The 13678-nt window shown below is 58.6% G+C and carries 11 protein-coding genes and 1 pseudogene; 4 read left to right on the top strand and 8 right to left on the bottom strand.

The genetic code is table 11. The annotated features are described in order from the left end of the window. The 8 genes and pseudogenes from SOP85_RS29825 to arcD (SOP85_RS29790) form a co-directional block, all read right to left on the bottom strand. Positions 1-382: pseudogene (locus tag SOP85_RS29825) on the bottom strand (glycine dehydrogenase (aminomethyl-transferring)); the annotation flags it as partial. Positions 383-392: 10 nt separating this feature from the next. Continuing rightward, a complete protein-coding gene (gene gcvH / locus SOP85_RS29820) occupies positions 393-776 on the bottom strand; it encodes a glycine cleavage system protein GcvH (RefSeq protein ID WP_323629251.1) in 384 nt (127 codons plus the stop codon). A gap of 456 nt (positions 777-1232) precedes the next feature. Then, positions 1233-2741: a sigma-54-dependent transcriptional regulator gene (locus SOP85_RS29815; protein WP_323629250.1), complete on the bottom strand. Its 1509-nt coding sequence runs from the start codon at positions 2739-2741 to the stop codon at positions 1233-1235. Positions 2742-2943: 202 nt separating this feature from the next. Beyond that, positions 2944-3306, bottom strand: coding sequence for a DUF5064 family protein (locus tag SOP85_RS29810; RefSeq protein ID WP_274078115.1), 363 nt, complete (start codon positions 3304-3306; stop codon positions 2944-2946). Between the two features lie 12 nt (positions 3307-3318). Next, a complete protein-coding gene (arcC, locus tag SOP85_RS29805) occupies positions 3319-4248 on the bottom strand; it encodes a carbamate kinase (RefSeq protein WP_323629248.1) in 930 nt (309 codons plus the stop codon). Positions 4249-4435: 187 nt separating this feature from the next. Then, entirely contained in the window at positions 4436-5446 is a 1011-nt protein-coding gene (locus tag SOP85_RS29800; RefSeq protein WP_323629246.1) for an ornithine carbamoyltransferase, read from the bottom strand. Between the two features lie 69 nt (positions 5447-5515). Then, on the bottom strand, positions 5516-6772 hold the full coding sequence (gene arcA / locus SOP85_RS29795) for an arginine deiminase (RefSeq protein WP_323629245.1): 1257 nt from the start codon (positions 6770-6772) through the stop codon (positions 5516-5518). Positions 6773-6805: 33 nt separating this feature from the next. After that, positions 6806-8233 (bottom strand): arginine-ornithine antiporter, encoded by a 1428-nt coding sequence (gene arcD, locus SOP85_RS29790; protein WP_323629243.1) that lies wholly within the window; start codon positions 8231-8233, stop codon positions 6806-6808. Between the two features lie 443 nt (positions 8234-8676). On the opposite strand from arcD (SOP85_RS29790), the gene arcD (SOP85_RS29785) reads away from it, so the two are divergent. From arcD (SOP85_RS29785) to SOP85_RS29770, 4 genes are all read left to right on the top strand, one after another. Next, positions 8677-10104, top strand: coding sequence for an arginine-ornithine antiporter (gene arcD / locus SOP85_RS29785; protein WP_323629242.1), 1428 nt, complete (start codon positions 8677-8679; stop codon positions 10102-10104). Next, positions 10101-10964: a DNA-3-methyladenine glycosylase family protein gene (locus SOP85_RS29780; RefSeq protein WP_323629241.1), complete on the top strand. Its 864-nt coding sequence runs from the start codon at positions 10101-10103 to the stop codon at positions 10962-10964. Before arcD (SOP85_RS29785) ends, SOP85_RS29780 begins: the two co-directional genes overlap by 4 nt. A 210-nt stretch (positions 10965-11174) precedes the next feature. Next, entirely contained in the window at positions 11175-11444 is a 270-nt protein-coding gene (locus SOP85_RS29775; RefSeq protein ID WP_442967957.1) for a PAAR domain-containing protein, read from the top strand. A 364-nt stretch (positions 11445-11808) separates the two neighbouring features. Next, complete coding sequence (locus SOP85_RS29770; protein WP_323629239.1) at positions 11809-13023, top strand: MFS transporter; 1215 nt, start codon at positions 11809-11811, stop codon at positions 13021-13023. The last annotated feature ends 655 nt before the right edge of the window (positions 13024-13678 follow it).

Raw genomic sequence — 13678 nt, 5'->3', positions numbered from 1 at the left:
GGAAGTTCAGCAGGGCTTCGAGGCGGCCCTGGGAAATTTCCGGCTGGTACGGGGTGTAGGCGGTGTACCAGGCCGGGTTTTCCAGGAGGTTGCGCAGGATCGGCGACGGCGTGTGGGTGCCGTAGTAACCCTGGCCGATGAAAGTCTTGAACAGCTGGTTCTGGCCGGCGATGCCTTTGATCATCGCCAGGGCGTCGGCTTCGCTCAAACCGTCTTCCAGGCCGAGCACGCTGGTGCCCTTGATGCTGTCGGGAATGACGCTGGCGCTCAGGGCTTCGAGGGAGTCAAAACCGAGGGTGTTGAGCATGGCCTGCTCGTCACCGGCGCGGGGGCCGATGTGGCGGGCGATGAATTCGTTGGCAGTGCTGAGATTGATAGTCATGGCGGGTTCCTCAGGCTTCGGCTTGGGCTTTGATCAGGCGGTCGTAGGCGTCCTGATCCAGCAGTTGGCCGACAGCGGCAGCGTCAGCAGGCTGGAAGCGGAAGAACCAGCCTTCGCCCAGCGGGTCTTCGTTGACCAGCTCAGGGCTGGCGTCCAGCGCCGGGTTCACTTCCAGCACTTCTCCGTCCAGTGGCATGTACACGCCGCTGGCGGCTTTTACCGATTCCACGGTGGCGGCTTCTGCGCCTTTGTCGTAGGACTGCAGCTCCGGCAGTTGTACGAAAACCACGTCGCCCAGAGCGTTCTGCGCGAAAGCGGTGATGCCGACTGTGATGCTGCCGTCAGCTTCGGTGCGCAGCCATTCGTGATCTTCAGTAAAACGCAACTCGCTCATGGAAACTCCTAAAGGGGGCCAGACTCGTCTGGTGGACGCGATTGAAGGCTGGGGCAATGCCCTGATTTATGCAGGGTTAGTAAGCAAGAACACGGCCAATCTTGTTTTATTGTTATAAATCAATAACTTAGATTATTTTGTGGTACAACTAAATGCGTGGGGTGTAGCGAAATCGCTACAGCTGCGGCAGGAGAAAAAAGCTGAAGGTGATCAAAGCCTTGCGCAGGGCTGGTCGCAGAGGAGTGTAGCGATATCGTTCCGCTGTAGCGCTTTCAGTACAGGTGGAGGTCGCTTTTGGTGAGATTTCCCGGCCACATACAAAACCTGTGGGAGCCAGCCTGCTGGCGATATGGCCCTCACATTCAACATCACTGTTGTCTGTAAGACCGCTATCGCCAGCAGGCTGGCTCCCACATAGGTTTGTATTGGCAGGGAGAGCTATTTCAGGTCCGAGGATTACGGCTTATTGGGAATGCCATACTTGCGCAGTCGATGGGCGATGGCGGTATGCGAGGTTTGCAGCCGATTAGCCAGCTGCCGCGTCGAGGGATAGCTGACGTAAAGCTTTTCCAGCAGGGTCCTTTCGAACTCATCCATGGCCTGCTCCAGGCTGTCGACTTCGTGGTCGCTCTGGCGCGCCACCGAGGTGCCGGCGATGTCGAGGTCGCCAATGTCCACCAGGCTGCTTTCGCAAATGGCCGCGGCACGGAAGATCACGTTTTGCAGTTGCCGCACGTTGCCCGGCCAGCGGTTGCCGAGCAACGCCGGGTAAGTGCCCGGTGCCAGGCGGCAGACCGGGCGCTGGATCTGTGCACAGGCCTGCTGCATGAAATAACGGGCCAGCAGCAAAATGTCCTGGCCCCGTTCGCGCAGGGGCGGGACTTCGACATTGAGCACGTTGAGGCGGTAAAACAGGTCTTCGCGGAACGACCCTTCGCTGACCATTTTTTCCAGGTCGCGGTGCGTTGCGCTGAGAATCCGCACGTTGACCTTGACCTCCCGATCGCCGCCGACCCGACGGAAGCTGCCATCGTTGAGGAAACGCAGCAACTTGGCCTGCAAGTACGGTGACATCTCGCCGATCTCGTCAAGAAACACCGTGCCCTGGTTGGCCAGTTCCATCAGCCCCGGCTTGCCGCCCCGTTGCGCGCCGGTGAAGGCGCCGGGGGCGTAGCCGAACAGCTCGCTTTCGGCGAGGTTCTCCGGCAATGCCGCGCAATTCAAGGCCAGGAACGGTGAACTGTGCCGTGCACTGATAGCGTGGCAAGCCCGGGCCACCAGCTCCTTGCCGGTGCCGGTTTCGCCCTGGATCAACAGGGGCGCATCGAGGGCCGCCACCCGTTGCGCGCGCACCTTGAGCGTGCGAATCACTGGCGACTCGCCCAGCAGCGCATCGAAACCTTCGGCGTGATCGTGGTGCAATGCCGAGAGGCGTTCGCCGATGCGGTTCGGTTGATACAGGGTCAACAGGGCGCCAGCGTCAGTGATGGGCGTGGCGTCCAGCAACAACGTCTGGCCGTTGAGGGTGATTTCCCGCAACGGCAGGCGAAACCCGTGCTCAAGCAAGGCATCGAGCAGCGCCGGGTCGGCAAACAGCTCGGCGACACTTTCACCGGCCGGCTCGCGGCCGTACAGGGCAATCAACGCCGGGTTGGCCAGCAACACCTTGCCGGCACTGTCCAGCGCCAGCACCGGGTCGGTCATCGCCGCAAGCAGTGCATCGAGCTGCAAGTGCCGACGCTGTCCGGGAAGAATGTCGACCACGGTCATCGCCTGCACGCCACGCACGCTCAGCAGCGCATCGCGCAGTTCCTCGAGCACTTGCGGGCTCAGGGTCGGGGCGTCGATGTAGACGTTGGGAGGGACCATTTCCACCGCATCCAGATTGAGATTGCGTCCACCGAGCAGGGCCAGGACTTCCTGGGTGATGCCGACTCGATCGATGAAGCTGACGTGGATACGCATGGGGCGGTTTTGGGTTCTGGCGTGCGGAGGGTGGCAAGTATGCCTTGGAGCAGGGGGTAAGGTGAAATCCGGCGCAGGACTTCAGGTCAGCGATGATCCCTGTGGGAGCGGGCTCGCTCGCGAAAGCGGTCTGACATTCGACATTGATTGTGACTGACACACCGCCTTCGCGAGCAAGCCCGCTCCCACAAGGGTACGTGGGTTATTCGAAGTGCTCGGGGTTCACCGGGTCGCCGGATTTCATATTCAACTGCTCACGGATGTCTTCAAACATCAGATCGTAATGCTTGTGGACCGAGCCGATCTGGCTGTGTGATTTCGGAATTCCGTACTTCTCGGCAATTCTCGTCACGTCCCGCGCGAAGTTGTAGGCCTCCTCCTTGGGCAGGAAAAAGGTCTCTGTCATGTCCTTGCCCTGAAGGCTGCCATGCATGGTGAACTGGATGCCTTTTTCACCTTTGTCATTCTTGCTGACTTCATAGTCGAGGTGCACGTTGTAGCTGACATCGTCCGGTGTCAGCGCATGACGCTCAATGTGCAAGTGACCTGGCTCAAACTGTGCCATGGGCGTCTCTCCTTACGAGTAGGTAATACCAGGTGTTGCCGTGCTGATGCGTGTGCCGGCGGTGCCCTGGACGATCGCTTCGATATCCGCGAGTGAGCCGATCACCGCGACCTTTCCAGTATGGCGCGCGAATTCGCAGGCTGCCTGCACTTTCGGTCCCATGGAGCCGGCCGCGAAGCCGAGTTTTTCCATTTCGTCCGGGTGCGCCTGGGTGATGCTTTTCTGGGTCGGTTTGCCGAAGTCGACAAACGCGGCGTTTACGTCCGTGGCGATCACCAGCAGATCGGCCTCAAGCTGTTCGGCCAGCAGCGCCGAGCACAGGTCCTTGTCGATTACCGCTTCGACACCTTCAAGCTTGCCGGGTGCTTTGTACATGGTTGGAATGCCGCCACCGCCGGCGCAGATCACGATGCTGCCTTTTTCCAGCAGCCACTTGATCGGGCGGATTTCGAAGATACGCTTGGGTCTGGGGCTGGCGACCACACGGCGGTATTTGTCACCATCGGGGGCAATCGCCCAGCCTTTCTCGGCGGCAAGTTTTTCGGCTTCGTCCTTGCTGTAGACCGGGCCGATGGGTTTGGTCGGGTTCTGGAAGGCCGGGTCGTTGGCATCGACTTCGACCTGGGTCAGCAGGGTGGCGAAGGGCACTTCGAAGTCCAGCAGGTTGCCCAGTTCCTGTTCAATGATGTAGCCGATCATGCCTTCGGTTTCGGCGCCGAGCACGTCCAGCGGGTAAGGCGACACCGAGGTGTAGGCCGCCGCCTGCAGCGACAGCAGGCCGACTTGCGGGCCATTGCCGTGGGCGATGACCAGTTGGTTGCCGGCATGGATCTTGGCGATCTGCTCGGTGGCGATCCGGATATTGGCGCGCTGGTTGTCCGCGGTCATGGGTTCACCCCGGCGGAGCAGGGCGTTACCGCCCAGAGCAACGACGATACGCATGGTGCATGTCCTTCTAGAAGAGAAGTAAGCGGGCGACTCGGTCTGTCGATGGAACCCTGATCCCTGTGGGAGCGAGCCTGCTCGCGATGGGATCGCCGCGGTCGGTCAGATGCACCGCGGCGCTGCCATCGCCGGCAGGCCAGCTCCCACATTGACCCTGTTCCTTCAGTGGGAGCCGAGTGGGCCGTTAGAGATCCGCCAGGGTCGACACCAGAATCGCCTTGATCGTATGCATGCGATTCTCCGCTTGCTCGAAGGCGATGCAGGCCGGCGACTCGAACACGTCATCGGTCACTTCGATGCCGTTCTTCAGGTTCGGGTACTGCTCGGCAATCTGCTTGCCGATCTTGGTGTCGCTGTTGTGGAACGCCGGCAGGCAGTGCATGAACTTGGTGCGCGGGTTGCCGGTGGCTTTCATCAGTTCGGCATTCACCTGATACGGCAGCAGTTGCTGGATGCGCTCGGCCCAGGCTTCGACCGGCTCGCCCATGGACACCCAGACGTCGGTGTGGATGAAATCCACGCCCTTGACCGCCGCTTTCGGGTCTTCGGTGAGGGTGATGCGCGCACCGCTTTCTTCGCCGTACTTCTTGCAGCGGGCCACCAGGTCGTCCAGAGGCCACAGGGCTTTCGGCGCGCAGATGCGCACGTCCATGCCCAGCTTGGCGCCGATCAGCAGCAGCGAGTTGCCCATGTTGTTACGCGCATCGCCAAGGTAGGCGTAGCTGATCTCGTGGATCGGCTTGTCGGCGTGTTCACGCATGGTCAGCACGTCGGCGATCATTTGCGTCGGGTGATATTCGTCGGTCAGGCCGTTAAATACCGGAACGCCGGCAAACTTGGCCAGCTCCTCGACGATTTCCTGCTTGAAGCCACGGTACTCGATGGCGTCGTACATGCGCCCGAGCACACGGGCGGTGTCCTTCATGCTTTCCTTGTGGCCGATCTGCGAGGAGTTCGGGTCGATGTAGGTGACGTTGGCACCCTGGTCATAGGCCGCGACTTCGAACGCACAGCGGGTGCGGGTCGAGGTTTTTTCGAAGATCAGCGCGATGTTGTTGCCCTTGAGGTGTTGCTGTTCGGTGCCGGTGTACTTGGCGCGCTTGAGATCGCGGGACAGGTCGAGCAGATAGCGCAATTCGCGAGGCGTGTGGTGTTCCAGGCTCAGCAGATTGCGGTTATGAATATTGAACGCCATTTTGGATCTCCTAAGGTGTCGGGTATCCCGTTGGCCCGCACTGGGTCAGTGCGGGCCAAGGCTGATGGGTTAGTAGTCGATCGGATCGCGGATGATCGGGCAGGTCATGCAGTGACCGCCGCCGCGACCGCGACCGAGTTCGCCGGCGCTGATGGTGATGACCTCCACCCCGGCCTTGCGCAGCAGGGTGTTGGTGTAGGTGTTGCGGTCGTAGCCGATGACCACGCCGGGTTCCACGGCCACCACGTTGTTGCCGTCGTCCCATTGCTCGCGTTCGGCAGCGAAACTGTTGCCGCCGGTTTCGACGACGCGCAGGGCCTTGAGGTTGAGGGCCTGGGCCACGGTGTCGAGGAAGTTGGTTTCTTCGCGGCGGATGTCGATGCCACCCGGTTTGCTTTCATCAGGGCGCAGGGTGAAGGCGACGATCTGGTTCACCACTTCCGGGAAGATGGTCACCACATCGCGGTCGCAGAAACTGAACACGGTGTCCAGGTGCATCGCCGCGCGGGATTTCGGCAGGCCGGCGACAATCACTTTCTCGACGGCTTTGTTCTTGAACAGATTGACCGCCAGTTGGCCGATGGCCTGGCGCGATGAGCGTTCGCCCATGCCGATCAACACCACGCCGTTGCCGATCGGCATCACGTCGCCGCCTTCCAGGGTGGAGCTGCCGTGGTCCTTGTCCGGGTCGCCGTACCAGATTTCGAATTCGGCGTTGGTGAACTGCGGATGGAATTTATAGATGGCGGTGGTCAGCAGGGTTTCCTGGCGACGCGCCGGCCAGTACATCGGGTTGAGCGTGACGCCACCATAGATCCAGCAGGTGGTGTCGCGGGTGAATTGGGTGTTGGGCAGTGGCGGCAGGATGAAGCTGGAGTGGCCGAGGAATTCACGGAACATCTGGATGGTCTTGCCGCCGAAACTGTCCGGCAGGTCATCGGCAGAAACACCGCCAATCAGGAACTCGGCGATATGTCGCGGCTCCAGGCTGCGCAGCCACGAACCCGTTTCATTGATCAAGCCCAGGCCCACCGAATCGGCGGTGATCTTGCGCTCAAGAATCCAGTCCAGCGCTTCGGGGATGGCGACGATGTCGGTCAGCAGATTGTGCATTTCCAGCACATCGACACCGCGTTCGCGCATTTTGGTGACGAAATCGAAATGGTCGCGCTTGGCCTGGGCCACCCACAGCACGTCATCGAACAGCAGTTCGTCGCAGTTGTTCGGGGTCAGCCGCTGATGGGCCAGGCCGGGTGAGCAAACCATGACTTTGCGCAGTTTGCCGGCTTCGGAATGGACGCCGTACTTAACTTTTTCCGTGGTCATTTCAGTGAACCTCCAGATGGCAAGACAGTCGTGTTACAGGGTCAGGAAGCCGTCGTAGAGACCGTAGGCCGCCACCAGGGCGCCGACGACCACCATGGCGAAAATCAGCTTCTCGACATTGGTGAAAACCGGTTTCTTCAGTTCCAGCTTGGCCTTGGCGAACAGGATCACGCCGGGGGCATAGAGCAGGGCGGAGAGCAGCAGGTATTTGACGCCGCCGGCGTACAGCAGCCAGACCGCGTAGATCAGCGCCACGGCACCAATGATCAGGTCTTTCTGGCGCTCACCCGCCGCGCCTTCATAGGTTTCGCCGCGCACGGCCAACAGCAGGGCGTACGCCGCCGACCACAGGTACGGCACCAGGATCATCGAGGTGGCGAGGTAGATCAGCGACAGGTAGGTACTGGCGGAAAACAGCGTGATGACCAGGAAGATCTGCACCATGGCATTGGTCAGCCACAGGGCGTTGACCGGTACCTGGTTGGCGTTTTCCTTGCGCAGGAACGCCGGCATGGTGTGGTCCTTGGCGGCGGCGAACATGATCTCCGCGCACAGCAGCACCCAGGACAACAACGCACCGAGCAACGAGATGATCAGGCCGACGCTGATCAGCACCGCCCCCCACTGGCCCACCACGTGTTCCAGCACGGCGGCCATCGACGGGTTCTGCAGCTTGGCCAGTTCCGGCTGGGTCAGGATGCCCAGCGACAGCACGTTCACCAGCACCAGGATCAGCAGCACGGTGATAAAGCCGATCACCGTGGCCTTACCCACATCGCTGCGTTTTTCCGCGCGCGCCGAGAAAATGCTCGCGCCTTCGATGCCGATGAACACCCACACGGTGACCAGCATCATGTTGCGCACCTGGTTCATCACGCTGCCCAGGTCCGGATTCTTCATGCCCCAGATGTCGGCGGTGAAGATGTCCAGCTTGAAGGCGAAAATCGCGATCAACACAAACAGTATCAGCGGTACGATCTTGGCGACCGTGGTCACCAGGTTGATGAACGCCGCTTCCTTGATCCCCCGCAATACAAGCAAATGCACGGCCCACAGCAACACGGATGCGCCGATCACGGCGGCGACGGTATTGCCCTCGCCAAACACCGGGAAGAAGTAACCGAGGGTGCTGAACAGCAGCACGAAGTAACCGACGTTGCCCAGCCAGGCACTGATCCAGTAACCCCAGGCCGACGAGAAACCCATGTAATCGCCGAACCCGGCCTTGGCGTAGGCGTAGACCCCGCCGTCCAGGTCGGGTTTGCGGTTGGCTAGGGTCTGGAACACAAAGGCGAGGGTGAGCATGCCCACAGCGGTGATCGCCCAGCCAATCAGGATGGCGCCGACGTCGGCACTGGCCGCCATGTTCTGCGGCAGGGAAAAGATCCCGCCACCAATCATCGAACCGACGACCAATGCAACCAGTGCGCCGAGTTTCAGTTTTCCGGGAGCTTCAGACATTCCGTGACTCCATTGCAGGAGAAGTGAGACAGCAGACTAAGTCCGCCAGCCGAACGGTGGGCTGACTTAGATCAGTACAGGTCTACATTCCATTGTTAATAACTGAATGATTAGCTCGCACGAGGCAACTGCTTGTAATCCTCGTCCCAGAGGCCTCGTTGAATTTTTATTGAAACTTTTTCGCATTCCCTGCGACTTATGAAGCTAGTTCGTATTTTGCAATCCGCAAATTTTCGTCATGGGTTGTTAGAACTGAATTTCCTTACTAAAAAGTATTTATAAAGCGAAAAATTATATGGGACCCTTTTCGGTCATATGCCGCAGTTGTAGGGATGTTCGTTGGCGTTATCCAATAAACGTCATTACGCTTCATCCATTCAGTAAACGCAGGATATATGACGATTTCGCGGCGACTGCCGCCCCTGGGAAACGGAGACACAGGCATGTCGCAATCGACGCAAAAGCTACGCCTCAGCGCACTGATCGCGCTGGTGGTGGGGTCGATGATTGGCGGCGGGATCTTTTCCCTGCCGCAGAACATGGCGGCCAAGGCCGACGCCGGTGCGATATTGATCGGCTGGGGAATTACTGCTGTCGGCATGCTCACCCTGGCCTTCGTGTTCCAGACCCTGGCCAATCGCAAACCGGAACTGGATTCGGGGGTGTACGCCTACGCCAAGGCCGGTTTCGGCGACTACATGGGCTTCTCTTCGGCCTGGGGCTACTGGATCAGCGCCTGGCTGGGTAACGTCGGTTACTTCGTTTTGCTGTTCAGCACCGTGGGTTTTTTCTTTCCGGTGTTCGGCGAAGGCAACACCCCGGTCGCCATCGCCTGTGCCTCGGTGCTGCTGTGGACGGTGCACTTCGTGGTGATGCGCGGGATCAAGGAAGCAGCCTTCATTAACCTGCTGACGACCGTGGCGAAGATCGTGCCGCTGATCATGTTCATCGTGATCGCCGCCGTAGCTTTTCAAGCGGACGTCTTTACCCGCGACATCTGGGGACGCAGCAACCCGAGTTTCGGCGGCGTGATGGACCAGGTGCGCAACATGATGCTGGTCACAGTGTTCGTGTTCATCGGCATCGAGGGCGCCAGCGTCTACTCGGCGCGCGCCGAGAAACGTGCGGACGTGGGCCGGGCCACGGTCATCGGATTTCTCGGCGTGCTGGCGCTGCTGGTGCTGGTCAACGTGCTGTCGCTGGGCATCCTGAGCCAGCCGGAACTGGCCACCTTGCAGAACCCGTCGCTGGCCGCGGTGCTGGAGCATATCGTCGGCCCGTGGGGCGCGTTGCTGATCAGCATCGGCCTGGGGATTTCACTGTTGGGCGCATTGCTGTCCTGGGCGCTGCTGTGCGCCGAAATCCTCTTCGCCACGGCCAAGGACAAGACCATGCCGGCGTTCCTGACCAAGGAAAACGCCAATCACGTGCCGGTCAATGCGCTGTGGATGACCAACGTGATGATCCAGCTGTTCTTGCTGATCACCCTGTTCTCCGCCGGCACCTACACCAGCCTGATCTACCTCGCCTCGTCGATGATCCTGGTGCCCTACCTGTGGTCGGCGGCTTATGCGGTGCTGTTGAGCGGGCGCGGCGAAACCTACGAACACGCCTCCGCCGAACGGACCAAAGACCTGCTGATCGGCGGCGTCGCTCTGAGCTACGCGGTGTGGTTGCTCTACGCCGGTGGCTTGAAGTACCTGCTGCTCTCGGCGTTGCTCTATGCGCCGGGTGTGATCCTGTTCGCCAAGGCCAGGCATGAACAGGGCAAGCCTTTGTTCACCACCATCGAAAAGGGCATCTTTACCTGCGTCATCTGCGGTGCCGGGTTGGCGGCGTATGGGCTGTACAGCGGGGTGCTGCGGCTGTGAAGTTGCTGCTGGCGTTCGAGCCGCCTTATGACTGGCCGGCCATGCTGGGGTTTCTGTCGGCGCGGGCGATTGCCGGAATGGAACAGGTGGTCGACGGCACTTACTCGCGCAGCATCGGCTTGAACGGGGTTCACGGCACACTCTCGATCAAGCCTGCGACCGCAGACTCACTGGAACTGACCCTCGACTTTCCCGATGCGAGTGCCATACCCGAGATCGTCGCCCGGCTGCGGCGGATGTTTGATCTGGATGCTGACCTCATCACCATGCAACGGCACCTGGCGCTCGATCCACTGCTGGCACGCCTGATTGCACAGCATCCGGGGCTGCGCGTGCCGGGGACGTGGGATGGCCTGGAACTGGCGATTCGTGCGGTGTTGGGGCAGCAGATTACTGTGGGTGCGGCCATCAAGCTGGCTGGGAAACTGGTGGCGCAGTACGGCACGCCACTGACCTCGGCGCATGGCAGCTTGACCCATGTGTTCCCCGAGGCGGCGGTGTTGGCGGCGGCGGACCTTGCGACGTTGGGAATGCCGAAAAGCCGAGGCCGTACGCTGTCGGGCGTGGCTCAGGCGTTGCTTGATGATCCTTTATTGTTTGAGCCCGGTCGGGAGGGCGGAGTGAAGCGGGTGCTGGCGTTGTATGGGGTTGGTGACTGGACGGCGCAGTACATTGCCATGCGGCAGTTGCGGGAGATGGATGGATTGCCGAATGGGGATGTGGGGTTGATCAATGCGCTGGCGGCATTGGAGGGTGAGGCGGTGACGGCTCGGGATTTGTTGGCGCGGGCTGAAGGGTGGCGGCCGTATCGGGGGTATGCGGCGCAGTTGCTTTGGACTTCGCTGAGTCGTGCGGATTGAGTGAGCGGGTGTGCAGATATTTCACCTGTCTCCATTTTCGTCGGCTTCTTCTGTCTAGCTTGTGGGATCTTTCCTGATTTTCTAGACCATCTTGAATTACCTCTCTGTCCACGTACTTTGCGTTAAGCCGCTCATCCCGAGTCGGCTTTTCGATCGTTAACAGTGGTGCGCTTTCCGTGACTGGGGCGCTAGCAGAGAGGGAGATCAGCAATGGCCAAAGGACATTTCATTCGCCTGGGTGACGAAACCACTTGCGGCGGCAAGGTGTTGGAAGCCGACACACGCGTCATGATGTTTGGCATCGCCCATGCTCGTGAAGGCGACCGCGTTTCCTGCGGAAAAAACGATGAAACGTACAAGATCGTGGGAGGCGTCTCTTACATCAGGTCATGGCAGGATCGTGGCGGGCTCGCTGGACAGCTACAGCACCTGGCCGTGCAGGGCCAGGTTGATCCCGTCGGTTTTCACCGCCACTTATGAGTCGCGTAGCAGTGCTGCGCCCCAGACCACAAAGGCCGCAGCGCAACCGAACACACTCGCCGGCAATCCGGCAGCGCAACGGCCAGTTGCTTTCGCGTCTGCGTCGAGCGCGCCCAAGTCAGTGCCCCTGGCGTAATTTGGCGCAGGGGGATAATAACTCTTTGTGGGCTACCTTTTTTATTTGGTGGCATTGGTGAAGTTGTTGGTTAGTTGTAGTGATCATGGGGGCGATGCTCCGTCAGCCAAAACGCGTATAGATCGTTCCAACTTGCAGCATGCGCTGGAGTAGGGTCGTAGTTGGAATATATTTATTTAGGTGTTGGCCTGTTGTCAGGTTTTTTCGAATATTTGGGGGAGCACACATATGATATTTGGAAGCCATTATCGTTGGGTGATTTTAGTTGTAGCTACTTTTGCTCAAGCGTGTGCCTGCTTCTTCGTGCAAGGATTTGGATCGATTGCAGTGCAGGTTCAAGCTGAAATGGATATCAGTAACTTACAGCTAGGCTTGCTGGTGTCGGCGGCGCAGCTAATTCCACTTATTGGGCTCTTGATTGCTGGCGAGTTACTGGACAGATACAGCGAACGGTTTGTCGTCGGCATCGGGACCATAATCGTTGGAGCCGCATTGTGCGGAGCAGCGCTGGCAAATTCCTACATTGAGTTATTGGTGCTTCTGGCAATATTAGGTCTCGGGTACAGTGCGGCCCAGCCTGGGGGAAGTAAATCGGTAGCCAATTGGTTTGCAGGCAATCAGTTAGGATTCGCTATGGGAATCCGACAGGCCGGATTACCACTTGGCGGTGCAATGGCAGCATTATTGCTCCCATTTATTGCCACGCGCTATTCGATTCAGGCAGCCTTTTTAGCGGGCGGTATAGTCGCAGTATTTGGTGCTACTGTATTTATGCTGTTGTACAAGTCTCCTGTAAAAATACAATCTAACCCAAAAAAACAACTTGATATAAGGTCTGCAATTACATCTCGGCTACTGATGGCAACGGATCCCACCATGAGAAATATCATGCTGTCGGGGGCTAGTCTTACCGCTTCTCAGTATGCTATCTCAGTATTTCTAGTCTTGTATCTTCATACTTCACTTGGACTTGACGGTTTTGTTGCGACAACAATGTTCTTTGTAGTGCTTGGGGCAGGCATTGCAGGCAGGATTGTACTTGCAGCTTGGAGCGATCGCTGTAAAGCTGGCAGGTACTATCCAGTGTTGGTCTGTTTGGCTGCAGTCACTGTAGTACTCATACTGCTGCCAATTTTGAAAACCACAAATCTGGTTGTCGTGAGTATCTTCATGGCTGTAACAGGATTTTTCGCATACGGGTGGTACGGCCCTTGGGTAGCCTATATTGCCGTAACTGCTCCCGCTGACCGCAAAGGCTTTGCACTTGGAATGGCCATGACAGCTAATCAAATTTCCGTCGTATTGGTACCTCCAATTATTGGCCTGTCGAGAGACAGCTTAGGAACCTTTGCTTATGGTTGGGGGGCATTGGCAATAGCGTCTGCCATTGTGTTATTTACTACCAGCAAGAAGAAGAAGGAAGTACTGGTGGCTGGAAAATAGTTGTGCGCGACCGGGATAAAGACATAGTCCTGACTTTCGATCATTACAGTCGCTCTTGCGCTCTTATGGCTTGGTCAAGCACGACTGCTTACCGATACTGAGCTGGGGGTCCCCAGTGAAGCGGCGCGGGAAGAGATTGCTGACGCTGTTCGCCAGCCCTAGGAGATTGAATGGGCTGATGAGATCATGCGGCTGTAACCCGAAAGCCGTCCCCGGCCCAAATACTAAAACGCCCCGAAAAACTCGAGGCCAATCTCAAATCCCAGCCCCCCCCCCTGTGGGAGCCAGCCTGCTGGCGATAGCGCCAGCCGAGCCTACATCAATGCTGAATCGCTACCACCCTCGCAAGCCACGCACACCCAACAGGCCTTAGATGTTTATTTTTTGATTTTTTTACGAACCAAGCATGAATTCGTATTTGTCCTATCTCCATTTTCGTCGGCTTTTTCTGCATGGCTTGTGGGATCTTTCCTGATTTTCTAGACCATCTTGAGTTTCCTCTCTGTCCACGTACTTTGCGTTAAGCCACTCATCCCGAGTCGGCTTATCGATGGTTAACAGTGGTGCGCTTTCCATGACTGGGGCGCCAGCAGAGAGGGAGATCAGCAATGGCCAAAGGACATTTCATTCGCCTGGGTGACGAGACCACTTGCGG

The sequence above is a fragment of the Pseudomonas sp. YuFO20 genome (genome assembly GCF_035064975.1).
GTDB classification, from domain to species: Bacteria; Pseudomonadota; Gammaproteobacteria; order Pseudomonadales; family Pseudomonadaceae; genus Aquipseudomonas; species Aquipseudomonas putida_AE.
This window is presented reverse-complemented; position numbering and strand designations above follow the sequence as displayed.

Coding starts and splice junctions, on each gene's coding strand:
- SOP85_RS29800 (WP_323629246.1), bottom strand. CDS start 5,446: ATGGCGTTCAATATTCATAACCGCAATCTGCTGAGCCTGGAACACCAC.
- arcD (WP_323629242.1), top strand. CDS start 8,677: ATGTCGCAATCGACGCAAAAGCTACGCCTCAGCGCACTGATCGCGCTG.
- SOP85_RS29775 (WP_442967957.1), top strand. CDS start 11,175: ATGGCCAAAGGACATTTCATTCGCCTGGGTGACGAAACCACTTGCGGC.
- arcC (WP_323629248.1), bottom strand. CDS start 4,248: ATGCGTATCGTCGTTGCTCTGGGCGGTAACGCCCTGCTCCGCCGGGGT.
- arcD (WP_323629243.1), bottom strand. CDS start 8,233: ATGTCTGAAGCTCCCGGAAAACTGAAACTCGGCGCACTGGTTGCATTG.
- gcvH (WP_323629251.1), bottom strand. CDS start 776: ATGAGCGAGTTGCGTTTTACTGAAGATCACGAATGGCTGCGCACCGAA.
- SOP85_RS29810 (WP_274078115.1), bottom strand. CDS start 3,306: ATGGCACAGTTTGAGCCAGGTCACTTGCACATTGAGCGTCATGCGCTG.
- SOP85_RS29770 (WP_323629239.1), top strand. CDS start 11,809: ATGATATTTGGAAGCCATTATCGTTGGGTGATTTTAGTTGTAGCTACT.
- SOP85_RS29815 (WP_323629250.1), bottom strand. CDS start 2,741: ATGCGTATCCACGTCAGCTTCATCGATCGAGTCGGCATCACCCAGGAA.
- arcA (WP_323629245.1), bottom strand. CDS start 6,772: ATGACCACGGAAAAAGTTAAGTACGGCGTCCATTCCGAAGCCGGCAAA.